Below are 22,603 nucleotides of genomic sequence, written 5' to 3'. Positions count from 1 at the left end.
GACGAAACCATATCGTTGTGAAATATGTCACAAAATCTAAGTCAGTCACGAATTAGTCATAATTAAATAGGCTAATACTATATTTGTGATTTTTTTCACATTATTATAGAATAAAGTTAACTAAACTAGGGTAAATACTAAAAAATATGTATATGGAAAGGAAGTAACTACTTATGAAAAAACCAATTGTTCAATTGACACTGCAAACCTCGAGTCTTTTTATTGGATTTATGGTCTGGGTTTTAATTTCTTCCTTAATGCCTTTTATTCAGGGGGATATCGCCTTAACGAGTGGACAGGCGTCATTTGTAACAGCAATTCCGGTTATTCTAGGGTCATTGCTCAGGATTCCCATCGGCATCTACACAGACCGATTAGGATCACGAATGCTTTTCTTCATCAGTACACTCATTCTTTTATTTCCGGTATTTTTTATCAGTATGGCTGATTCGTTTGCAGATTTGGTTATTGGTGGCCTAATCCTAGGTGTAGGGGGAGCGACTTTCTCCATTGGTGTTACCTCCCTGCCAAAGTATTTTCCAAAAGAAAAACATGGGTTTGTCAACGGGATTTATGGGGTTGGTAATATTGGTACGGCACTCACAACATTTACCGCTCCGATTATCGCACAACATATCGGCTGGGTAAGTACCGTTCGACTGTTTATCCTTTTACTGCTTGTCTTTGCTGCACTGATTTTTATTTTTGGGGACAGACAGGAAGCAAAAGTAAAAAAATCGATGGCCGAACAAATAAAAGGGGTTTACCAAAATACGACATTATGGTTTCTCAGCCTGTTTTATTTCATTACATTTGGTGCCTTTGTTGCGTTTACAATGTTCCTCCCCAGCTTTTTAGTCGAAAATTTCGGATTAGAACCTGTCGATGCGGGGATACGAACAGCTATTTTTATTGCGATTGCAACGTTACTGCGTCCAATTGGGGGCTTGCTGGCAGATAAATTTAATGCATTTATCATTTTAATGTTTGTTTTTGCTGGGGTTACCTTCTCCGGAGTGTTACTGTCATTTTCACCGAATATCGAATGGTACACTGTCGGAGCACTTGCCGTTGGTGTAACTGTCGGAATCGGTAATGGGACTATTTTTAAACTTGTTCCATTATACTTCTCCAATCAAGCCGGGATTGTAAACGGTATCGTCTCTGCCATGGGGGGATTGGGCGGTTTCTTCCCACCACTTCTTTTAACGACCGTCAACAATATTACCGGACACCATGCGATCGCATTTATGCTGCTTTCTGAATTCGCACTCGTCAGCTTTGTCATTGTAATTTTCATGTATTACAAGGATCGAATGAATATTGAAAGACAAATTATCGAGGGAACTGCGGAAGGAATTATGGTTACGAACAAGAATTTAGATATTCAACATGTAAATCCAGCCTTTACGCGAATCACTGGCTATACAAAAGAAGAAGCAGTTGGAGAAAAACCAAACTTCCTGCAATCCGGAAGACATGATATCCACTTTTACGAAAAAATGTGGTCAGGCATACAGGAACACGGCTTTTGGGAAGGCGAAATCTGGAATAAGCGAAAAAACGGGGCTGTCTACCCCGGATGGATTACCATAACTGCGATAAAAAATAATGTAGGTGACATAAAACAGTACGTCGGCATATTTAATGATATTTCCAAATCAAATATTCCGCCAAAATAACTCAGAAACAGGGTTCCTGCATGAGATGAGGACCCTGTTTCTGAGTTTACTTTGCGGTGGAACGAATGCTATCTATGCCGAAATAAACCAATGATTTTGCTCGGCAATTTTTTTCGTGCTGGTATTTGGATTTACTACAATTGGATGGTTTACGAACTGAAATAAAGGAATATCATTTTCGCTGTCTGCGTATGCCCATACCTCCTGATTTTTCCTAACACCACTATTTTTAATCCATTCGTGCACCTTTCTCACTTTTTCATGTCCACTGACCATCGTATTTATTTTTCCCGTACAAATTCCTTGTTGATCAACTAATAATTCAGTTCCAATCACATAAACCTCTTTTACGACAAAAAAATAACGCTTTTCGGTAGGGCGAACAGTGCTCAGATTCCAATTCATTTCACCGGTGCATACTCATGTACCCATACTTTCATTTCTGGCTGCCACTTCATACCCGGATGGATCGATAAAATTGACTGCTTATACTCCTCTACACTCGGATATCCTTCTCGCCTGGCATCTTCATCAGTAACCTCACCCAGCTTTTGTGTGTATATATTTGTGATTGCAAATTTTTGATTGTTAAGGATCATGATTTCGCCCCTATCAGCATAACGGCGATTGCGACGGGTGGCTGACTTCTGTCCACTGACTACTTTTTCTATATCTTGCGGCTTGGTAACAAGTTGATTTATGGAACCTGTTTTTGGTGGAAGTGAATTACTCTGCTTCATCGTCCATCATCTCCCCCTGTTTGTTTATCATCAGTATAAAGGAAATAGGCGAAAGTGTCATGTTTTGCAGTGCATCCCGACAGATGGATCCACCCGCTCTTGGCAAGCATCATCGTAAAACGACAGTAAAACGAGGAAAATGAGGATATGGTTGCAGTGTGAAATTAAATTTTACAAAGGGAACAGTCTTTCTCTTCGCTAACATAGTAAAGCAGTGGTAACTGGCCCCTTTGAATTTATTTATTTCATTCAACCTCTCTTTCCAACGATATGTACCTTTATACTTTTACAGTGATGATTCTAAAGTGGTATTTTTTCCTTCCGAGTTTTTTGTATGATATCGCTTAATCGGTAATGGAAATATATGTTAAAATAAGTGGAAAGGAGCCCTTTCTCCAGCTGATACCTTCTCCATATTTTCCACCAATCATAAAGACATACATGGAAATGATATTCTTGAAGTTGGTCGGTAATCCGTAATTTTTGAATATGGTAATGAAGCCTTTTTTCATTTTGATTTAAAATATCTTCAAACGTCACACATCTTCTCCTATTCATTTTACCTTCTTCCCCCAATAGTCGTATTCATTATTCTTTTCTGCATCAACACTTGTTTACTTCTTGATTCGTAACTATGCCAATCGCATACACTTTACTCATTAGAAAACTTGATATTCGCTAAAGGAATACGTGAAAGTGTATTTTAGTTACCTATAAACTCCTATACTTTGGAGTGCAAATTTTCCCTTTGTTCAGACAAAGGTATATTTCATCTACGACCTGAATTTACTTTCGAAGTATTACTTATGTATAGACGATCAAACAAAATCCGATATTCACTTCCGTTAAACTATACACTACACACACCTCCCTCCGCCCGAAGCCCTGGCAAATACGAATGATTACATCACGTTGATTATAACCCCTTTCATTATAGTTAATTAGTATTAGTTCAATATTACTATTATTCAGATAGATAACTCCTTTAAACACATTATATGAGTTCTAATTGAACGAAATATTACAAAACACACCTTTTTTGAGTGTTTTTTGTAATATTTTTCCTATTATATGGTAGGTTTTATCCGAACAAAGAGAGGTGTGAATGATGGAGGGCTTTGGCTGGCGTTTAGAAAATCTTCGTGAAAAAGCTGGATACTCAAAAAGAGAATTGAGTCGTTTACTCAATTTTTCCGATAATGTTTATGGAGACTATGAAAGAGAACAGAAAAAACCTTCTATTGATACATTGGCCGAACTAGCAGAACTATATAATGTATCTACAGATTATCTCCTCTATGGGAAAGAAACCAAAAGAAAAGTGGATTACATAGCAGGAAACAGTACGTTTAACCATCTAAAAAAAATTTTCACACAGCATGGAATAAAGGATCCGGCAATATTAAAAGCAGAAGAATGGGCTGTATTATCACAAGAAGATATCATTTATCTTTGTAAAAATTTTGAATGGATTGTACATCAAGCAAAAAATAGGAAATAATTACAGAAGGGTCTGTCTCCCATTGAAACGAAGAGATAGACCCTTTTTTATGCAAATAATCCTTCGACCGATATTAGTTGTACTTAGCGAAAGTGCAATTTTATTTTGGGAAATTTTTAAGGGCATTCATATAACCGAAGAATCAGAAAAAGTGAACCCTAAAAACATCTATTTAACGCCTCATTAGAGGGCATGGACGATTGCTTTGTTTTCATTGCCGCTTCGATACATCTTTTGGACAAAATAACACATACTGATGGAAAAGGAGGTTATTTTGTGGCAAAAGATAAGACAAAAACGAAAAACAAAAGCAAAAAAGAATTGAACGAAATGAAGAGCGAAAATAAATATCGAACGAATCGCCCTCCGGGTAATTAAGCATTTCTTTATTAAATCCGCATCTTGCTACAGCATATGCGGATTTTTTTAATGTAATTGGATGTTGTCCATGACAATGATTCATCCACTAAACCATAATGTAGCACTTAAACCTTCTCAACGAAGGATGGTAAATAGTTTCTCTGTTGACGCAAATAATAATTTAGGAGAGGGGGGAATCGATTGATAATGAAAGGTGCGGGAGAAAAGATCGAACAAACTGTAGAGAGCCTCATCAGAAAAGGCATCCCCGCAAGAACCGCTGCATATGCCGCTTCCATGGGCTATCTAAGACAACAGAAAAAGAAGTAAAAACAAGTAAAAGGAGCGAGTATTTTGCTCCTTTTACTTGTGAAAGAGATTTAACTTAAAAGTTGAGAGATAATGGCGTATTGTTGAGAGATAACTCTCGATAGTTGAGAGATAATGATGAGATTGTCCTGTTTCTCTCAACTTTGCCTGGATGTCTCTCAACTTTACTTGGGCGTCTCTCCACTTTGCCTGGCCATCTCTCCACTTTGCTTGGACGTCTCTCCACTTTGCCTGGATGTCTCTCAACTTTACTTGGATGTCTCTCCACTTTGCCTGGCCATCTCTCAACTTTACTTGGACGTCTCTCCACTTTGCCTGGCCATCTCTCAACTTTACTTGGATGTCTCTCTACTTTGCCTGGATGTCTCTACACTTTGCTTGGACGTCTCCCCCACTTTATAACATCGCCCCTCCACTTTGCAGCAGCATCCCTCCCATTTGTTCATACGACAAATTGTTGCTAAAATAGAGCATATAAACATACATGACTGGGTGTGAGAAAATGCGAAAGTTGAGGAACATCATTGTTTTAGTGCTTATTGCGTTTGCACTTTGGCATTTCTATGGAGATACATTCCAACGTTTTGGTGTTCAGGGTGTAGTTCAAGAGATGGGCTCCACTGTGAATGACATAAAAGAGAACCCTAAAGTAGCTGCTACAATAGATACAATCAATCAGGAAATCCAACTATTAATCGGCAAATGGAAAGACTCCCTATCCGATCGTGAGAAGTCAGATCAGCTTGACGCAGAGAAACCGCAATTAAACGCACCGACAAAGCAATCCTTTTCGATTCATAATGTGGAAATCGGCGACGTCCGTTCAGACGTGGAGGATCAAGTGGGCAAGCCTATGCGTTCCACGTTAAATGAATACGGGGTGGATTGGGTTACCTATCATGAAAATTATCAAAACTTCTTCATGGCTGCATATGATGAGCAAGATCAAGTCGTTGGCTTATATACCAATCAAGACCTGCTTACCTCTACAGAAGGACTTACCTTTGCAGATACAAGACAGTCTGTTTTGTCGCTGTTAAATGAGCCACTTAAAGCCATACGAAAAGGATTGGTAAATTACCAAATTGAAAGCAATCAGGAATATGATATGTTTCTGATCGATCATAATTATGTGACCATTTTCTATGATAAGCATGAAAGCAATACAGTCACAGCAATACAACTAATCAGTGGAGCATTGGAAAAGGGAAAAAAGGAATACTTTTCTGATCCAAGCAATGAATTAAAAGAGGGGTTTGAATATCAATTATTCGACCTAACGAATGCTGCCAGAGTTAACCACGGGCTTTTTGCATTATCCTGGGAGGAATCATTAAGAAACACCGTTCGCAGCCATAGTACCGACATGGCCGAAAACAACTATTTCAACCATACAAACTTAGAAGGGGAGTCCCCATTCGACCGGATGAAAGAAGATGATATTGTCTTTCGAATGGCAGGAGAGAATCTGGCAGCAGGCCAATCAAGCAGCATTTTTGCTCACGAAGGTCTTATGAATTCACTTGGTCATAGGGAAAATATCTTGAAAGAGGATTTTGAGGCGCTTGCTGTAGGAGTTGCTTTTAATGCTGATGCACAGCCGTTTTTTACTGCGAATTTTTTAACAAAATAAAATAACTTCTCCAACTCAAGCTCAACTACGGGTGCCACCAACATGTAGCGTTTTGCTGGAGTACCCAAGCGGTGGAAAAGCGTATCGCTACACCACTGGCAGGAGATAGATTTCAGGAATGATACAGCTGTTCGCACCTTGGTCGATTGGAGAGGAACAGCTTTTTTGTAGTTGTGAGATGGTGTGCGCTAAGCTAGTTTCAGCTACATGAGGTTACAAATAATCACGTCCAGTCACCGCATAAAGTGAACCTTCATTCAGTGGGGTTCCCCTCCCTCCCCCACGGCATGTTAGTACTTCATGGTATGACCTAAAGGACCTTGAACAGAATCAGGAAATTTACGGGCTGTTTATCCCGCAATGGTATGACACAAGGCCCTCCCCCAGCTTCTCGTTTGAGATTTCTCACGCTTGGAGGTGGAAGTATTACAGCCCGTTAATGCGTGACAAATTGCATGATAAGCCTTTAAGAAAAACGCTCAAGCGTCTTTCCAGAGGTCAGAAGTCAGATTTGAAGAAATCGGTGAAATAGCCGATTTCGTCTATGCTTTCTTCTCTCTTTTAAAAAATTCAATTCGCCAGTTGCGCTTTTTTATTATTACGGGAAATATTCAATAAGATTCCCAACGAGATCATCGTAAAAACAAGTGAAGATCCACCATAACTTAAGAGCGGAAGCGTGATTCCTGTTACCGGAAGAAGACCAGAAACGGCTCCTAAATTAATGATTACCTGTGTCATCATTTGAAACGTAATGCCAATAGCGAGTAATTTGGCGAACATATGATTACTTTCCCTGGCGATTTGCACCCCTCGAAGCAACATAAAGATATATGCACTAATCACAACCATTAATCCAATTATCCCAAGTTCCTCGATAATGACTGCCATGATAAAGTCTGTATGTGCTTCAGGTAGAAATCCTAATTTTTGAATACTATTACCTAATCCGTTCCCCCAAATCCCACCAGTTCCAATCGCAATATAACCGTTAATTAATTGATAGCCATCCCCAAAAGGATCTGCAAATGGATCGATGAAGGAAGTTATTCTTTCTACCCGGTATGGCGAAGAATAGGCAAAATAAATGAGTCCAGCAATACCAACACTTCCTAGCATCAGCAAATGTTTATATTTCACACCTGAACAAATGACGACAATTCCACACGCAAATAATATTAACGCCGCTGACCCTAGATCCGGTTGTTGTAAGATTAATAAGAAGACAACCATTAAAATCAGTAACGGGGGAAGTACTCCGTTTTTAAAATGATTTATGGTTCCCTGTTTTTTTGAATAAAATGATGCAAAATAAATAATCATAAACAGTTTTATTGCTTCAGTTGGCTGAAAAACGAATGAACCAAATTGAATCCATCTTTGCGAAAAATTTCTTGCTGCACCAATTCCCGGAATTAATACGAGCGTTAATAAAACAATGGATACGAGTACAAGAAAGGGGCTAACCTTCGCATAGATTCGATATGGAAAAAAAGCAGTAATCAATAAAAAGAATACACTGACCCCCAGCCACAATAATTGCCTATGGAAAAAATAATGAGGATTATCATAATTTACATAAGCCAGTGCATAACTACTGCTATAAATCATCATTAATCCAAAGGCAGAAAGCATTAATACAATGAATAGCAGCGTGATATCGAAATGTTTTACCTTGTTAGCAATTATGGATTTCATTATCATGGTACCCTTTCGATTACATAATGTTTTCACTAAACATATAGTGCTTAGACCTTCGTTGCACACTCAACACCAGCCCTAATGCAATAAAATTAGTGAGCAATGCACTTCCGCCGTAACTAATAAATGGCAGTGCTAAACCAGTAATAGGTGTCAAACCTATGGTCATTCCAATATTTTGAAATACTTGAAAACCGAATAACCCGATCGTTCCCACACAGATATACACGCCAAATAGATGATTGGCTTGGAAGGCAATTTTGATAATTCGATAGATTAACAGAAAATAGATATAGATTAAGCTGCTTGTCCCGATAAAACCGAATTCTTCTCCTATTACCGCAAAAATAAAATCCGTATGCGCCTCTGGGACCTTTCCACTTTGCACCTGAATCCCTTGAGCAAATCCATTACCATACAGTTGCCCAGATCCTATTCCTAGCACTGCCTGCTGTAATTGATAGCCAAAATCAGATGAATATTGACTCGGATTAAGCCAACCGTAAATTCGTGAAAGCTGATGCGTCTGAAGAATTTTTGCAAAAATGTCAGGTTGAAATTGAAATAAATAAATTAATAAACCAACCAGACCTGCTGCCCCGGAAGCTAGCAATAAAATCATTTTGGTTGAAATGCTGGACACAATCAGAAGTGATGCTGTTATCCCTACAATAACAAGCGCAGATCCCAAGTCAGGCTGCAGTAGTATGAAAAAGAAGGGGATGATGGAATAGATAATTACGTTAAGCGTGATGGAGATACTATTTATGAAGGATATTTTGGTAGCGCCTATCTTACTCAAAAGAAGAGCTAAATAAATAATGAGGAAAATCTTCATAAATTCAGATGGCTGTATCTCAATAACACCTAAATCAATCCAACGTTGGGAGCCATTCTTCACCGTTCCAAAAAAATGAACGGCCAGTAACAAGCCGATCCCAGTCAGATATAACGGAAGTGCCCACTTTTTCAATAATTCATAATCAAACAGCGCAATCGCTGACATTAGCCCAATCCCGATGGCATACCAAATTAATTGCCTAGTCACAAAATAAAAAGGCTGATCCTGAGCATATTGCCCTGACCCACTGTAAACAGCCAGTAAACTAAAAATAAATAAACAAAATAATGAAAATAGCAGTACATAATCAATCTGTTGCTCTTTATCTCTCATAATTCCATCCTATTACCTTTCTAATCTATCTTTTATTATCTACATGCTGCAAAACCGTTTGAACGACCAAAGCATCATCTAAAAAACCAATAGGAAAAAGATAATCCGGCAATAAATCTGTTGTTACAATAAAATAGAGGAGTGCACTTCCGATAAATGCAAGTTGATAGATGGTACCACTTTCCTTAGAAAACTGTGAATACATTGATTTTAACGATTTTATATAGGGGCCCATGCCGCCTACTTTATCGACCTTCTTTTGAAATTCACTCAAGATTTGCTGTTTTCCCTCATCTGTTTGACTATAGTCTTTATATTTAACAATCGCTTCATCCATCTTCTCCATGGTAAACGATCCATTATAGCCATCAGAAGACGCTATCACCCTTTGAATATCTTTTAGTGCAGCATGAATATCCGAATCCTTATCCTCTTTTACCTCTACACTATAACCAGCGGCTTTCATCAAGGTGGATAGTTCAACATTTAAGCACACCGCAAACTTCTGCAGGTGAGTAATAGTTGCCTTCCTCTTCCCATTTATAATTTTGGAAATGGTCGCATGATCAATCTGGCAAATTCTACTTAATCCTCTGATAGACAAAGACTTCTCATCAATTAAACGACGTAACAGCTTCCCGAACTCATCTTTTTCCTGATAATCTTTCATCCGCCTACTTAAAACCTCCTCTAATTCTATAAATCATTTATGTAAAACTTACAATAATGGTGACGATTTGTCAACACTCGTCACCGGATTGTCAACAATGATACGATGGGTGACTTTATGGCAAACAAAGATATAATACCACCATTAGAAAGACATAAAGATATCGAAACGCTTCTAAAAGAAGATGACCAATGATATCAGAATTTCATTTAATGTCCTGAACTATATAGCGGGATTAGAATTGATACAATACAAAGTTATCGAGATGAGCCTGATATTTTGATATTTTAACAATAGACTGAAGAAGTTGATTGAAAATATTAGAGAAAATAAAATGTATGGTCAGTGGATTGATAATGGTCGCTTCATCAATTATTAACGTCAGGAAACAGGAATTGAATTAAGAGCTTTTGATATCTATCATATACTCTCCAAAGCTGACCTATACACATTTTATTTGTAGAGCTTCACTGCTTCCTCTAAAAAATTTACATACTTAGAAATAAAACCTTTTGGCTTCATAACTTTTACTTTATTACCGAAACCAGCTAAAAATTGGTAGGCAAATGGATTTTCAGGCAATTCAATTGTCGCAAGGTAACTACTTGTAGTCACTTTTGTAACGGCATTTTTTCCGTATCTCTCGATAAATTGATCTCTTACAGCAACGTCTATCAATAGCTGTACACTAACCAAATTTAGTTGTTCATGATGGTGATTTTTTTCTTCCAATACCGTATTGGATCTTGGGACAAAAAAGCCGTCTTTTTGAATATTTATTATCCTCGTCAATTTAAACGTTCGATAGTCTTCTCGTTCTAAATTATAACCAAAAAGATACCAATGCATTTCACGTACATGTAACTTATACGGTTCTACCACCCTATAAGTGATGTTGCCTATTTGGTCAACATACTCAAACTTTAATAACCAATTTTTTTCAATTGCTTGCTTAATAAATAACATATCTTCTTTCATTTGACTTCTTCCTACCCAATCATAAAAAGTTAAATCAAGTATTGGTGAAATATCTGCGCTGGTCATTCCTTTGATTTTTTGAATAGTCGTTTGAATCTCTTGATTGGTAATCAGTTTCTCAAATCCTCCTAAAGCTACGAGTATATTTTCAATATCCTTGTGATTTAATAATCGCTTATCGAATTTATACTCTTTCATTAGTGCATATCCCCCTTCAGCACCATATTGTGCATAAATAGGGATGTTTGCATAACTTAATGCTTCCATATCACGCTGAATCGTCCGTTTCGTCACATGAAAAAGTCGGCTAAACTCTGATGCCGAAACCACTTCTTTTTGTAACAAAATCATCACTATCGAGATAAGTCGCTCAATCTTTTTCATATTTCCCTCCCATATACGACATACACTTGTCGCCTATGTCCTATTATACTTCAAATATGAAAAGGAGGAATTAAATTATGAAAGCAATCGTTTATCTACAATTTGATGGAAGAGCAGAAGAAGCGTTAGCCTTTTATGAAAAGGCATTACAAGCAACAAATGTAAAAATGGTGAGATTTGGTGCTTTTGGTCAGGATCCAAGTGCCCCATTAACGGTAGAAGAACAAAACATGATTATGGAATCCCGTTTGGAGTTTTTAGAGAATATGTTAATGATCTCAGATGTTCCGCCTTTTATGCAAGCTGCAGCAGGCGAAATCACAACAGGGAATACCGTCTTAATCAGTATTATTGATGCTGATCCAGAAATGAATAAGCAAATTTTCGATGGGCTTTCAGAAGATGGTACTGTGATCATGCCGTTATCTTCTACGCCATGGTCAGCAAGTTTTGGAATGCTAATCGATAAATTTGGTGTAATGTGGAAATTCAATAGTGATGCAAGTAAATTTCTAGATGGTTTCGTAGATTAAATTTGTATTATTAGTTTGGGTGTCCCGTCAACATTTTTTACGATATACCTACATTAAGACATTATTAACAGACCCTGAAGTACCTTTATGATTGGTTATTAGCAGAACTGCTTCCTTAAAAGCTATGTCCCCTATATACCATGGAGTATTGCATTTTAGGACAAAATATTAATTTATACATCTGAATATATGTTAAGAACGCAATCAAGAGCGGTAGCTACAAATGATGAAGTGCTGGAGTGCTGGAGTGCTGGAGAAATGTCCATCCTACTTAGAGCTGAAAGTTGAGAGAAACTGGGTAAAAGTTGAGAGATAACATGGGAAATTACAATTATCTCTCAACTTTATAGGCTTCTCTCTCAACTTCATGCACTCTTCTCTCAACTTCATAAGCTTCTCTCTCAACTTCATAAGCTTCTCTCTCCACTTTGTCTGATTTCGGCAAAAATACTCGTAAAATCTATACTTTTTTATTATTTTCACTAAAAAACTAAGGTGCTCACATTATTTATATTTACACAAAATGAGTGTCCTTTTTTATTCATATTTACTTTTCAAAACTTCCATGAATCCTACCGTGAAGCCTCTTCATTTCGTCTTTTAATTCTTTATTTTTCTATTCTAACTCGTTTACTTTTCCCCGCAATCAGTAATGGGTCAAGCTATTTTCGGAAGTAATTAGGCATCCCACCTATCTTCTCCCCCCCTTTTTCAACAGCACCTGCTCCAATGCACCCGTCCCAATAAACACACCACTTAAAATCAAGATAAATCCAGCAACATGATTTAAGGTAATAATTTCATTTAAAAATACTGACGCACCAATAATCGCAAAAAGTGTGTTCAAATTTATAAAAATCGCTGATTCCGCCGGACCTACTTTTTTAATCGCATAATTATATGTCATATGCCCAAATCCTGATGCTAAAACGGCACTAAATAAGAAAACCGATCCCAGTTTCCAGTCAATCAAATTGGTGATCTCCATAATCCCTGGATGGAATAATTTGCCAAACAAAAAGATAAATGCAGCACCGAGTACCAGCATATAACCAGTTGCCAGCCTTGGATCAAATGTTGGTTTTAATTTGCTAATTAACACAAAACTAAATCCTTGCACGACAACAGCTAAAAACACGATGATATCTCCCAACGATACAGCAGCTATTCCATCTCCACCTGTCAATGTCGTCACAACTATACCGATAAATCCCAACACAAAGCCTGAAATTCGTATCCATGAAACACGCTCACGTAAAATGATCAATGCCATCATCACCGTAACCAGTGGCATCATTCCCAGAATTAATCCGCCATTTATACCTGTGGTCATCTCCAGCCCAACCGCCACTAGCGAATGATGCAGAATCACATTGAACACCGCTATGTAAAAAATAACGAGCCACTCGTGCTTGTAGGGCAGCCGAAAGATCCCCATTATATAGCAAATGATTAAAACCGTAATACCTGCCACCATGATTCGAAATGAGGTAAGCAGCAGCGGATCAATCGCATCAACCAACACCTTCAACGCCGATACATTAAACCCCCACATCACCATGACCAGCAGTAATAAAGTATAAATTTTTACCATGTATTATTTCACCCGGTTTCTAGATTGTTATTCTTACACTCTACTATAATGGTTGGAGGGTGTCACTAATAGGGATTGCTTTGTGGACTGCTGATTTTAATTGTTTAGAAGTGCTTCATAAGGGCTAGGATCTTTCTGCTTTCGAAAAAGTAAGGGAAGTTATATCCTTGCCATCCCCCAAATAATCCAAAAACGAGGAATTTAAGTGCTTCAGCAAGGCTATGGCTAATATATCTTTCAATGTTACCGCTTCCCATCACTTTCTCGACAATATACACCCGACTTAACCTGAAACACTTGAAGTATATAATAGATATGTTACGCTATTAAACGTTCAATAATAAGTAAATAGGAGCGTATTAAACTTTGAGAAATAAACGAATTGCATTTATCGGTGCAGGTAATATGGCAGAAGCAATTATTTCCGGATTTATTAAGTCTAAGAATTTAGAAAAAGAACAAATCATCGTTACAAACCGAAGCAATCAGCAGCGTTTGAACGAGTTAAATAGGAAATATGGCATTGAAACAGTAACGAAAGAAAAGTTGGATTATAAAGCGATCGATATCTTTATTTTAGCAATGAAACCGAAAGATATTGGGACTACTTTGGAAGACCTGCGTGATAAGATCACTGCCGATCAGCTGCTCATTTCTGTATTGGCGGGAATTTCAACTTCATATATGGAAGAAAATTTAAACGATCGCCAGCAGGTAATTCGGGTGATGCCGAACACCTCCAGCATGATTCAGGAATCGGCAACCGCTGTTTCGCCTGGGAAGCATGTATCCATGGATCAGATGATGCTAGCTAAGCAACTGATGCAATGTATTGGAGAAGCGTATATCATTGACGAAGCGATGATGGATATTTATACGGGGATTGCAGGCAGTGGACCAGCCTATTTTTATAACCTAATGGAACATATGGAAGAAGCCGGTCAAAAAGCAGGACTTGAGAGGGAACTGGTACGAGAAATTGGAGCACAAACACTGCTTGGTGCAGCAAAGATGATCATCACCCAAGCGGAAACCCCTGCCCAGCTTAGAAAAAATATTACATCACCAAATGGAACCACCGCTGCCGGATTAGCCGCTTTAGATGCATATGGTGGTGGAAGAGCAATGGAAGAAGCGGTAAAAAGTGCTGCTTTAAGATCGAAGGAATTGAGTAAGCAGCCGGGGGAGAAGTTGGTGCTACAGAGGTAAATTGTTGAGGATAGGTGGAATTACCTATCCTTAGAAGTACACCTACGGAACAGAGAACTGTTCGTTTTGAATGCATTTAATTCATACTTCTCAAAACGAACAGCTCTTTATAATTCCAGTATTATTCTGCGAAATTCAGGAAGTGGCAAGCACTAGCAAAAGTACCATTCCCCTTCCCATACACTTAAATTATCCCCTGTAATCGCAATACAATCTCTGCAACAATTGCTGATCCTAAATAAGTTCCTATAATTACAAACATACCGATAACGATCGTTCTCCATCCTAATTTGGCAAAGTCTGTCCATGATCGACCAATCGAAATACCGGCATAAGCTAAAATTGGTGTTGCAACAGCTAATAGATTGACTTCTGTTGTCCAGGCATTCCTGGAATTGTAAGGATAAATGAATTGCAGCAGTTTAGGGTTCATTCTTGCAATGACACTCGTTTCAAAGATTGCTGGTTCGATGGACATTATCGAATATCATGTTATATATTATTGTCGCATTAATCGCATCTCAGACCGACTTCAGCCAATTATTCCAAGCACCAATATATATCATCCGTGGATTTTTGATTTTGTTTATTCGTAACTACTCAGAGGATCGAAACACCGCTAAAAAAATGCAACCCAAATAAGGGGCATGTCACCCCTGTATTTGAGTCATATTAAATTATCCATCTGGTAACTACTCAGGTATATGAAAAGTCAACACGTACAAAAGCTTAGTGCGCCCGTTTAGCGACGTAAGGACTGGACTGAGCAGTAGGAGATAAAGGAAACATGGCATTTAAGATATAAACCAATCATTTTCACCTACATACCTAGAATCACTACTACTTTCATTTTATGTAAAAAAGGAACCCCTCAGGATTCCTTCCACAAAATTTTCTGAGAAAACCACTAACGCAAACTCCTTTTCATTTCCCGATTAAAGTCCTTTGTTAGATCTGCAAAAAGATCATCCCAGTCTGCTTTATACCGTTTATAAAACGATGTATATTTCTTACGCACCCGGAGAATTCCTGCAGCATAATCCTCTTCGAGTAGGCCTTCCTCCCCCAATACGGTATCCGTTATCGTACGTTCTCTTCCACCGAAAGGATCCAGTTTATGACTTCGAACATCGCCATCTAATAAGACAGTGATCAGGCTTTGGGTTGTAACTGATTTCCCACTGCCATTATGGCCACGAAGTACCCCACAGCCATTTTTAAAATAAAATTCCTGGTCCGGGTAGTACCAAAAACTGAATAATTTCGCTCGATGCATCTGCCACCTGCCTGTAGTTTGAAGTGTTTCACTCATGCTTGATTCCCCTTTTCACACTGGCTTCTTCATCCGTATAGTCACCAACAATACGGAAGATCCCTTCTTTTATTACCACCGTTTTATCATCTTTTATTTCTGCAAAATTCCAGTTCACCAAATAGTCTGTTAGTACATTTCGCAGTTGCTCAGAAGACATTTGCTTAAAGCTTTTCGTCCAAAACCGCCCGTCACTTTCCTTTAATTTTGCCAGAATCTGTTGTATTTCATGATTGGAAATTTCGATTTCATTTGTAAAGGAGAAGTCATGAGCTTCCTGATTTTTAAGTAAATATCCGGCAAATCTGAGGACAAGGTTTGTCAGCATGTTTTCAGCAGGATGGACTACCTCCCCTGAACTCATCATCGTTTTCGTCAAAATAGAATTATGCTGATAGCGTTCATATTCATAGCCTGTGTATTTTAGAAGGTTGCTTTCGATTACATGATAAAACCGTTTCACATAATCCTGTTCATCCTCGGTAATTTCATGATGATAAACAATCGGTTCCAAAAATAAACGCCGATAAAAGCGATGTTTCCCATCAATGTATTCATCATTTTCATTTTCCAGGAACGCTGCGAAATCATCGTAGCTGTTCCAGGCAAATAAATCTTTAAAATTACGCAGGAAAAAGGGTACATATGGGGTTCTTTCAAATAACACATCATGATTGGAGTCTGCTGCAAAATCATCCAAGTGCTGATCCACAACAACAATCAGTTTCATCTTCAGTGCATACTTTAACACCCGGATTAAGGAAAGTCTGTTTTGATAACCGGAGCCCTCTTTCCAGATGATCGTTTGATGTGCATCTTCGTCCGTTTGGGGATAATAGGCTTGAATTGCTTCACATATATTTTGCAGGGAAAACTGATCATCTCTTCCTTTGCCTTCGATAAATGCCAGTATACAAAATAAAAAGACAAAGTCACGCTGCCTTTTAAATGTGGTCTGACCCTTTACTTGCTTATCCCCCATCCAATTATATGTTTTGACAGGAACCTTCTCGAGTTTTGCCAGCTCATGGGTAATAATTAAACGATAACGAAATATGTCCCGAAAGAATGCTTTGATATCTGCCTCATTATCTTTGATGAGATAATACAATTCCTCATCATCTGCTCGCGTAATCCAGAAGCGTTCGATTAATTGGCGGACACATCGCTGTACTTCTTCCTTCATCAGCTTTTTGCCTTCTCCAGTTGATTCCATTTCTTCATTCATCACTTCTTACACCTCAAAATTTAAGACATAATCATCCATTTGGAGCATTCCCTCTGTTGTACTTACCGTTATCATTTGATTACTATTTTTTAATAGTTTATACGTGATACCATGTTCCGTCTTGCCGCTTTTGGACTTTGTAGAGTTCGCCTGACTGATCCAATTTAAAATAGCATATAATAAGAAGCTTTCGATTTCCTCCACCTCGCCAAGTGCTACTTTGCCCCGTCTCGTAAATGCTTCCAGCTGCTGCTCTTCATACGCCTTTCGCTGTCTTAATTCTTCTAGCAGCTGCTTATCCTCTTCGCTTGGTTCAATCACGGCAATTTGTTTTTTCTTTCTGATTCCAGCAGTTTTAGCATTTTGCAAGGGCTTCACCTCTGCACCTTGTTCGATGATCGTTTCATCGGCATAGACTTCCTCATCTCTGGTTGAAACGATATGGGGAGGATTTTCAATGTTGGTTATCGCACCAAACATCCTCAGACAATGCTCGAAATTCGCTTCTTCCTCAAATAGTTTTGCCAAATGCAGAAATTCATGTTTTCTGCTTTTCATCTGTTGTTCTCTTTCCGTTAACTGTTCTAAGAACTTCATGAATTTACTAATCGTTTCATTGGTCTGTTTCTGTAAATAGTCCACATAACGTTCCTCATATTCATCGTGAACAAACCATTTTTGAATCCCGCTCCATTGCATCAGATAGATATCTGCCATCTGCTCGTCGTCCATTTCCTCTTCCAGATTCGGCTTATCCTTTTGGTAGATGATCAGCTCCTGAATTGCCCGATCCACCAGATTTCGATTTGATATATCCTTCAGCGCATATTCAATGATCAATGTATTTTCTTGCAAAGCAATGATAAAATCTGTCAAATAATTCGTGAATTTAATACGAAATGCACTGATATCCTTGCGCCCGATTGCTTCTTCAATATTTTTACTTTGAATGATACCTAAATAATCCGAAGCCTCTTCTCGGAGTGTCTTAAATCTGTCGATAATATCTGTCCAAAGTTCGTGAAATTCAGTACGTTCCTCTTTTGTCAGTGGGGTTTCAAACTTCATCTGTTGAAATTCCAGCACAAGCGTCGCCAATGAACTGATCATTTTCGAATCCAGGGAACCTTTGATTCGGTGGATTTGACCTTCCAGTTTTTCCAGCATCCGTTCGATTTCAATCGTTTCATCCGTACATTGATAACGCAGTCTGCTTCGATTGTAGTCCTGAATTTTACTCACTCTGGAATTATCTGCATGGGATAGAACATTTCCCCATTCCTCAAGCTGCTTCAAATCCTCATCCAGTTGTTTCTCCGTGTAATCCACAAACAACCCGAGCGAGTCATTTTCGATTATATTATTATAAATATCACCCGGAAGTGCTGGGGGACCATAATAGTATTCATGCTGCTGATATAAATAATGAATGATACTTGTATACCTTCTATAATTAGCTTCTGATAGGTATTTAGCCTTCACAAAAGGGCTTAGCATACGCTGTTCTAATTTCACTCGAAATACACCTCTCCCTTATGGAAATTATAACACGAATTATTAATAGAAAAAGAGCTTTTAGACATTTTTTGATCATTTAATGGGAGGGATTTCGTCAATCTTTTCCTTTACTCTGGTTTTTGTTATTCTGTGAGACCTAAAGTGACAATGTTTCCTTCTCTGCTCTTCGCTTAAGTATTGAATTTCTTATTTCACAGCAAAAGATAAAAAGCTGCCAGTTTCATCTGCATTACATCATGCTTCTCAAAACTAACAGCGTATACATCTAGATTTCTGTTCAACAAAACTCAAAGAAGATAGCGTCCTATGGCAAAATAAGTCCTATAGGGCCTATCCCCTATTTACTTAAGCTTCGTTCAATCTTATTCGTCTTTCTTTTTACTCCTTCTACCTCTTTAAAGAGAAGATCAATATCGGATCGAGTTTCTTGATTCGTTACCCGCATGTCTTTCCGAATAGAAGTGAAATTTTCAGTCATTAACGTAGCATTGTGTCTAACAATATTTTTCAGTTCTTCCAGATTATCATCTAATCGGTCAAAGCGAATATCTGCGCCTTCCTGCCATAAACGCAGGGCGATAAACGCAGGGACGGTTCGCTTGTTTCAACTTGCATTGATTTGAAACAGCAGAACCGTCCCCATGATAAACGCAGGGACGGTTCGCTTGTTTCAACTTGCATTGATTTGAAACAGCAGAACCGTCCCCATGATTCCTTCTATATATTTAATATCTCTCTAATGTCTTCTTCTGTTATGGTCGAGATTGCTTGGTCTCCAGGCTGGACGACTGTTTCAATTAGCTCTTTTTTGGTTTGTTGTAATTCATAAATTTTTTCCTCAATTGTACCTTGTGTGATTAATCGGATGACTTGCACAACCTTTTTTTGCCCAATACGGTGGGCTCTGCCTGCAGCCTGCTCCTCAACTGCTGGGTTCCACCAAAGATCATATAAGATGACCGTATCCGCTCCTGTTAAATTAAGTCCTGTATTTCCCGCTTTTAAGGAAATTAGAAAAATAGCCGCATCCCCTTGATTAAACTGTTCAACCATATTGACCCGTTCCTTTGGTGCTGTTTGACCATCTAAATAGAAGAAATCTAAATCGGAACTCGCTAACTGATCGCGAATAATCGAAAGCATACTCGTAAATTGTGAAAAGATTAACATCCGCTTTCCATTTTCCAAGGCATTACGGACAACCTCCATTAATTGCTGCAGCTTTCCGGAATCCCCTGTGTAGTTTTCCAAAAATAAGGAAGGATGGCAGCATAATTGACGGAGTCTCGTCAATCCTGCCAATATTTTCATACGACTTTTTTGAAAGCCTTCCCCCTGAAGCGATTCCTTTGATTCCTGTTGGATTTTCTCCAAGTACGCCAGGTAGAGGCTTTTTTGCTGACTCGTAAGCTCTGAATAGTTGACCGTTTCAATTTTGTCAGGTAACTCCTTCAATACGTCTTTCTTAACCCTGCGCAGTAAAAACGGACGAATCATTCTAGCTACTTTTTCTGGTTCAATTTGACGAAACGCTTTTTGATTCGGAAAGAAGTCGGGCATAATCGTCTGAAAAATAGACCAAAGCTCATCAATCGAGTTTTCTATCGGGGTTCCACTAAGTGCAAAACGTGTTTCCGATCGAATATCCCTAACTGCCTTCGCTGTTTTTGTTACGTTATTTTTAATCGCCTGTGCTTCATCCAAAAATAGCGAACTAAATTCAAGCTGCTGATAGGATTCAATATCCTGTCTCAATGTCGGATAGGATGTAATATAAACATCCGGCATTGTTTCCCTTTGCAGCTTTTGAACCCGTTCCTCAGGCTTTCCAATCAAAACCTCACATGTTAACGATGGAGAGAACTTTTGAAACTCATTTTTCCAATTATAGACAAGGGATGCAGGGGCAACAATCAATGCTGGCTTAGGATTTTTATCCAATCCTTTTTCTGATAAAATAAAAGCAATACTTTGTATCGTTTTCCCTAGCCCCATATCGTCTGCAAGTATGCCCCCGAACCGGTAAGACCTAAGTGTTTTCAGCCATTGAAAACCGTAATTCTGATAGTCTCTCAATTCAGCTTGCAGTAAGTCAGGCAGATCGAATTCCAGTTCTTCAGGATGCTTCAAACGATTTAAAAGCTTGCGAAACTGCTTTCCATACTTGGTATTGCTTCCTTTTTCCTTATCAACCACATCAGCAAGCTGCATCCCCCTGTATAATGGCAAATTCATTGTTCCGTTTTGTAGTTCAGCATGTTTAATATTTAACTCTTCAAACATGTTCTGAATGGTTTGGAATTCTTCAGCTTCTAGTGAAACAAACGCACCGCTTCTAAGTCGGTAATAGTTTTTCTTTTCCACCACAGATTGTAGAATATCACCAATCTCACCTTGATCTATCCCAGCCATATCAAAGCTTACCTCCAGCAAGTTACTCGAAGAATCGACCTCGATATTCGTAACAGGGGCTTGTTGCTCTGGTAATATTAGTGACTTCACAGGATTGGTCAGAAATATTTCCACATTGTCCTCAAGCTGTGGAAGAATTTCATATAAAAATTCGAAAATTTCAGCTTCCCCTTCTATATATAATTGCTCCCCTTTAAAGCTCAGAGAGGAAGATTCGATTACATCGAGGATGACCTGCTCCTTATCTATATCCCTCATTATAATACGCCCGCCTGTCTCCGGTGTCGTTTGTTCAAATGGAAGAATCATATATTCCCCGTAATGAAATTCCATTGAAACATGGAGCAGCTCATCCACACGATCGACATAGAGCCTTGCATTTAGTGGAAAGTTTACGATCTTATTAGAAACACTATCCGTCATCTCCAATGTTCCAATCGTTGCAATCCTCGGAGCAACTTGAGAGATAAATGAATCGATCTGGTCATTAGCAATTGGCAGCAAAGGAAGATTTACCTTATCCGTTAAGTTCTTCAGTTCAGTCAATAGTAATTGCTGCTCAGCAGATATTTTATAAAAGTGATTAGCAAATACGACATAGCCATATAGATCTAGATTCTTATACGAATGTAATTCTGTTAAGTTCAAATGAAACGTATCATCTTTTTTTGCTTTATCTAATTGAATAGAAAAGGGAAGTTCAGATTGATAGATGTTGATTTGCTGATACGCTTGCCCACCAGATTCAAAGCGAAGCGATCTTTTCTCAAGCTTTGTTAGGAGCTCATCGGTAATCATCGGAGGAAGATTCAGCGCCCGTTCATCCGATGACCCCGATCGATAATAATTAGATTGAAATTCCCGGTAAGTTTGCTCAAATTCTATTGCATCCTGCAAAAGATCAATAATCTCCTGATCTTCCGTGATAAATTCCTGTTCTGACGGATCATAGCTAAAGTTTTTTGTAAAAGGGTATGGTGCTTGGATTTTAATTGCCCAGAGAAAATCTTTTATTTTCTTCACAACATAGGCTCGTTTTTGACCTACCTTCATTTCTAATGATAATAACGTTTTTGTCGAATAATATGGCTTATCCACCCTCAAAATCCATTCGACAAGTAGAGGAGATTTTATCCTCCCTGTTTGCTGTTTGGAACTTGTTTTCTGTTTGGAACCTGTTGGCGAAAACCTGGAAAAGCTTTGAATAAACTGATTGGTCAGCTGTTTCACATAGCGGGCTTGTCTTTCTTTTCTTTGCCTTTCTAATTCCTGTTGTCGCAAGTCAAAGGCTTCCTGCTGCTTTCTTTGCCTATCAAGTACACTATCGGAAGAACTAGATATAGTAGTTTTCCCCTGCATACTATTTTCGTGAATTTTAAGCATTACTGCAGCAATATGTTTACAGGGATTCCAGTATTTAGCATAGGCAGGACAATCACATTCTGAAGAAATTCCAATTTCATCGTACTCAATTTCCACATGATAGGTCATTGACCCTCTTACACTTGCCTTCCAACTATTATTTACAGAATCAAAATATAAATCCCTAACACGACCTTCCCGATAGTAAGTACGCCCGCGCCGATAAACAGCATTCGGAAATATATCTTTAATCTCATCTTTTGATAATTGGTCAATCATCTG

General features: G+C 38.4%; 19 protein-coding genes and 3 pseudogenes. 8 read left to right on the top strand and 14 right to left on the bottom strand.

What is annotated here, in order from left to right; translation table 11 throughout:
* Positions 1–173 precede the first annotated feature (173 nt).
* A complete protein-coding gene (locus AC6HVZ_RS07255; RefSeq protein WP_497557481.1) occupies positions 174–1,682 on the top strand; it encodes a nitrate/nitrite transporter in 1,509 nt (502 codons plus the stop codon).
* 72 nt (positions 1,683–1,754) lie between these two features.
* Here AC6HVZ_RS07255 and AC6HVZ_RS07250 read toward each other — a convergent pair whose 3' ends face one another.
* From AC6HVZ_RS07250 to AC6HVZ_RS07240, 3 genes are all read right to left on the bottom strand, one after another.
* Positions 1,755–2,087: an HAD family hydrolase gene (locus AC6HVZ_RS07250; RefSeq protein ID WP_497557480.1), complete on the bottom strand. Its 333-nt coding sequence runs from the start codon at positions 2,085–2,087 to the stop codon at positions 1,755–1,757.
* Positions 2,084–2,422, bottom strand: coding sequence for an ASCH domain-containing protein (locus tag AC6HVZ_RS07245; protein WP_497557479.1), 339 nt, complete (start codon positions 2,420–2,422; stop codon positions 2,084–2,086). Before AC6HVZ_RS07245 ends, AC6HVZ_RS07250 begins: the two co-directional genes overlap by 4 nt.
* A gap of 344 nt (positions 2,423–2,766) precedes the next feature.
* Positions 2,767–2,934: a hypothetical protein gene (locus AC6HVZ_RS07240; RefSeq protein ID WP_497557478.1), complete on the bottom strand. Its 168-nt coding sequence runs from the start codon at positions 2,932–2,934 to the stop codon at positions 2,767–2,769.
* Positions 2,935–3,527: 593 nt separating this feature from the next.
* Between AC6HVZ_RS07240 and AC6HVZ_RS07235 the strand changes: the two genes are divergently transcribed.
* The 3 genes from AC6HVZ_RS07235 to AC6HVZ_RS07225 all read left to right on the top strand — a co-directional run bounded on the left by AC6HVZ_RS07235 (position 3,528) and on the right by AC6HVZ_RS07225 (position 6,246).
* Positions 3,528–3,923 (top strand): helix-turn-helix domain-containing protein, encoded by a 396-nt coding sequence (locus tag AC6HVZ_RS07235; protein WP_497557477.1) that lies wholly within the window; start codon positions 3,528–3,530, stop codon positions 3,921–3,923.
* Positions 3,924–4,484: 561 nt separating this feature from the next.
* On the top strand, positions 4,485–4,613 hold the full coding sequence (locus AC6HVZ_RS07230) for a hypothetical protein (protein ID WP_497557520.1): 129 nt from the start codon (positions 4,485–4,487) through the stop codon (positions 4,611–4,613).
* A gap of 502 nt (positions 4,614–5,115) precedes the next feature.
* Positions 5,116–6,246 carry a CAP domain-containing protein gene (locus tag AC6HVZ_RS07225; RefSeq protein ID WP_497557476.1) on the top strand — a complete coding sequence of 377 codons (1,131 nt, stop codon included), beginning with the start codon at positions 5,116–5,118 and terminating at the stop codon, positions 6,244–6,246.
* Positions 6,247–6,816: 570 nt separating this feature from the next.
* Here AC6HVZ_RS07225 and ftsW read toward each other — a convergent pair.
* From ftsW to AC6HVZ_RS07210, 3 genes are read right to left on the bottom strand one after another with little or no spacing between them, the layout of a single operon-like run.
* Complete coding sequence (gene ftsW, locus AC6HVZ_RS07220) at positions 6,817–7,950, bottom strand: putative lipid II flippase FtsW (protein ID WP_497557475.1); 1,134 nt, start codon at positions 7,948–7,950, stop codon at positions 6,817–6,819.
* Positions 7,951–7,963: 13 nt separating this feature from the next.
* Complete coding sequence (gene rodA / locus AC6HVZ_RS07215; protein WP_497557474.1) at positions 7,964–9,121, bottom strand: rod shape-determining protein RodA; 1,158 nt, start codon at positions 9,119–9,121, stop codon at positions 7,964–7,966.
* Positions 9,122–9,146: 25 nt separating this feature from the next.
* Positions 9,147–9,791: a DUF1232 domain-containing protein gene (locus AC6HVZ_RS07210; protein ID WP_497557473.1), complete on the bottom strand. Its 645-nt coding sequence runs from the start codon at positions 9,789–9,791 to the stop codon at positions 9,147–9,149.
* Positions 9,792–9,950: 159 nt separating this feature from the next.
* Between AC6HVZ_RS07210 and AC6HVZ_RS07205 the strand changes: the two are divergent.
* Positions 9,951–10,170, top strand: a pseudogene (locus AC6HVZ_RS07205) (YdeI/OmpD-associated family protein); the annotation flags it as partial.
* Positions 10,171–10,244: 74 nt separating this feature from the next.
* Here AC6HVZ_RS07205 and AC6HVZ_RS07200 read toward each other — a convergent pair.
* Positions 10,245–11,153, bottom strand: coding sequence for a helix-turn-helix transcriptional regulator (locus AC6HVZ_RS07200; RefSeq protein ID WP_497557472.1), 909 nt, complete (start codon positions 11,151–11,153; stop codon positions 10,245–10,247).
* Between the two features lie 77 nt (positions 11,154–11,230).
* On the opposite strand from AC6HVZ_RS07200, the gene AC6HVZ_RS07195 reads away from it, so the two are divergent.
* Positions 11,231–11,686 (top strand): VOC family protein, encoded by a 456-nt coding sequence (locus AC6HVZ_RS07195; protein WP_497557471.1) that lies wholly within the window; start codon positions 11,231–11,233, stop codon positions 11,684–11,686.
* Positions 11,687–12,377: 691 nt separating this feature from the next.
* On the opposite strand, the gene AC6HVZ_RS07190 is transcribed toward AC6HVZ_RS07195, so the two are convergent.
* Positions 12,378–13,280, bottom strand: coding sequence for a DMT family transporter (locus tag AC6HVZ_RS07190; protein ID WP_497557470.1), 903 nt, complete (start codon positions 13,278–13,280; stop codon positions 12,378–12,380).
* A gap of 366 nt (positions 13,281–13,646) precedes the next feature.
* Here AC6HVZ_RS07190 and proC point away from each other — a divergent pair, with 366 nt between their 5' ends.
* Positions 13,647–14,489, top strand: a complete 843-nt coding sequence (gene proC, locus AC6HVZ_RS07185) for a pyrroline-5-carboxylate reductase (protein WP_497557469.1) — start codon at positions 13,647–13,649, stop codon at positions 14,487–14,489.
* A gap of 184 nt (positions 14,490–14,673) precedes the next feature.
* Here proC and AC6HVZ_RS07180 read toward each other — a convergent pair.
* A pseudogene (locus AC6HVZ_RS07180) lies at positions 14,674–14,871 on the bottom strand (hypothetical protein); the annotation flags it as partial.
* 34 nt (positions 14,872–14,905) lie between these two features.
* On the opposite strand from AC6HVZ_RS07180, the pseudogene AC6HVZ_RS07175 reads away from it, so the two are divergent.
* Positions 14,906–15,080, top strand: a pseudogene (locus tag AC6HVZ_RS07175) (DUF819 family protein); the annotation flags it as partial.
* 316 nt (positions 15,081–15,396) lie between these two features.
* On the opposite strand, the gene AC6HVZ_RS07170 reads toward AC6HVZ_RS07175, so the two are convergent.
* The 5 genes from AC6HVZ_RS07170 to AC6HVZ_RS07150 form a co-directional block, all read right to left on the bottom strand.
* Positions 15,397–15,801, bottom strand: coding sequence for a hypothetical protein (locus tag AC6HVZ_RS07170; protein WP_497557468.1), 405 nt, complete (start codon positions 15,799–15,801; stop codon positions 15,397–15,399).
* Positions 15,794–17,029, bottom strand: a complete 1,236-nt coding sequence (locus tag AC6HVZ_RS07165) for a TIGR02678 family protein (RefSeq protein ID WP_497557467.1) — start codon at positions 17,027–17,029, stop codon at positions 15,794–15,796. The genes AC6HVZ_RS07170 and AC6HVZ_RS07165 overlap by 8 nt, the downstream gene beginning before the upstream one ends.
* A gap of 6 nt (positions 17,030–17,035) precedes the next feature.
* Positions 17,036–18,544 (bottom strand): TIGR02677 family protein, encoded by a 1,509-nt coding sequence (locus AC6HVZ_RS07160; protein ID WP_497557466.1) that lies wholly within the window; start codon positions 18,542–18,544, stop codon positions 17,036–17,038.
* Between the two features lie 340 nt (positions 18,545–18,884).
* Positions 18,885–19,025, bottom strand: a complete 141-nt coding sequence (locus AC6HVZ_RS07155; RefSeq protein WP_497557465.1) for a hypothetical protein — start codon at positions 19,023–19,025, stop codon at positions 18,885–18,887.
* A gap of 239 nt (positions 19,026–19,264) precedes the next feature.
* Positions 19,265–22,600, bottom strand: coding sequence for a DEAD/DEAH box helicase (locus AC6HVZ_RS07150; RefSeq protein ID WP_497557464.1), 3,336 nt, complete (start codon positions 22,598–22,600; stop codon positions 19,265–19,267).
* Between the last annotated feature and the right edge of the window lie 3 nt (positions 22,601–22,603).

Source organism: Oceanobacillus sp. NCCP-135 (assembly GCF_059698015.1).
This window is presented reverse-complemented; position numbering and strand designations above follow the sequence as displayed.

What these genes read in the sequence shown, in the direction of transcription:
- AC6HVZ_RS07255 (WP_497557481.1), top strand. Translation starts at nt 174, where the DNA reads ATGAAAAAACCAATTGTTCAATTGACACTGCAAACCTCGAGTCTTTTT.
- AC6HVZ_RS07250 (WP_497557480.1), bottom strand. Translation starts at nt 2,087, where the DNA reads ATGAATTGGAATCTGAGCACTGTTCGCCCTACCGAAAAGCGTTATTTT.
- AC6HVZ_RS07245 (WP_497557479.1), bottom strand. Translation starts at nt 2,422, where the DNA reads ATGAAGCAGAGTAATTCACTTCCACCAAAAACAGGTTCCATAAATCAA.
- AC6HVZ_RS07240 (WP_497557478.1), bottom strand. Translation starts at nt 2,934, where the DNA reads ATGAAAAAAGGCTTCATTACCATATTCAAAAATTACGGATTACCGACC.
- AC6HVZ_RS07235 (WP_497557477.1), top strand. Translation starts at nt 3,528, where the DNA reads ATGATGGAGGGCTTTGGCTGGCGTTTAGAAAATCTTCGTGAAAAAGCT.
- AC6HVZ_RS07225 (WP_497557476.1), top strand. Translation starts at nt 5,116, where the DNA reads ATGCGAAAGTTGAGGAACATCATTGTTTTAGTGCTTATTGCGTTTGCA.
- ftsW (WP_497557475.1), bottom strand. Translation starts at nt 7,950, where the DNA reads ATGATAATGAAATCCATAATTGCTAACAAGGTAAAACATTTCGATATC.
- rodA (WP_497557474.1), bottom strand. Translation starts at nt 9,121, where the DNA reads ATGAGAGATAAAGAGCAACAGATTGATTATGTACTGCTATTTTCATTA.
- AC6HVZ_RS07210 (WP_497557473.1), bottom strand. Translation starts at nt 9,791, where the DNA reads ATGAAAGATTATCAGGAAAAAGATGAGTTCGGGAAGCTGTTACGTCGT.
- AC6HVZ_RS07200 (WP_497557472.1), bottom strand. Translation starts at nt 11,153, where the DNA reads ATGAAAAAGATTGAGCGACTTATCTCGATAGTGATGATTTTGTTACAA.
- AC6HVZ_RS07195 (WP_497557471.1), top strand. Translation starts at nt 11,231, where the DNA reads ATGAAAGCAATCGTTTATCTACAATTTGATGGAAGAGCAGAAGAAGCG.
- AC6HVZ_RS07190 (WP_497557470.1), bottom strand. Translation starts at nt 13,280, where the DNA reads ATGGTAAAAATTTATACTTTATTACTGCTGGTCATGGTGATGTGGGGG.
- AC6HVZ_RS07170 (WP_497557468.1), bottom strand. Translation starts at nt 15,801, where the DNA reads ATGAGTGAAACACTTCAAACTACAGGCAGGTGGCAGATGCATCGAGCG.
- AC6HVZ_RS07165 (WP_497557467.1), bottom strand. Translation starts at nt 17,029, where the DNA reads ATGAATGAAGAAATGGAATCAACTGGAGAAGGCAAAAAGCTGATGAAG.
- AC6HVZ_RS07155 (WP_497557465.1), bottom strand. Translation starts at nt 19,025, where the DNA reads ATGACTGAAAATTTCACTTCTATTCGGAAAGACATGCGGGTAACGAAT.
- AC6HVZ_RS07150 (WP_497557464.1), bottom strand. Translation starts at nt 22,600, where the DNA reads ATGATTGACCAATTATCAAAAGATGAGATTAAAGATATATTTCCGAAT.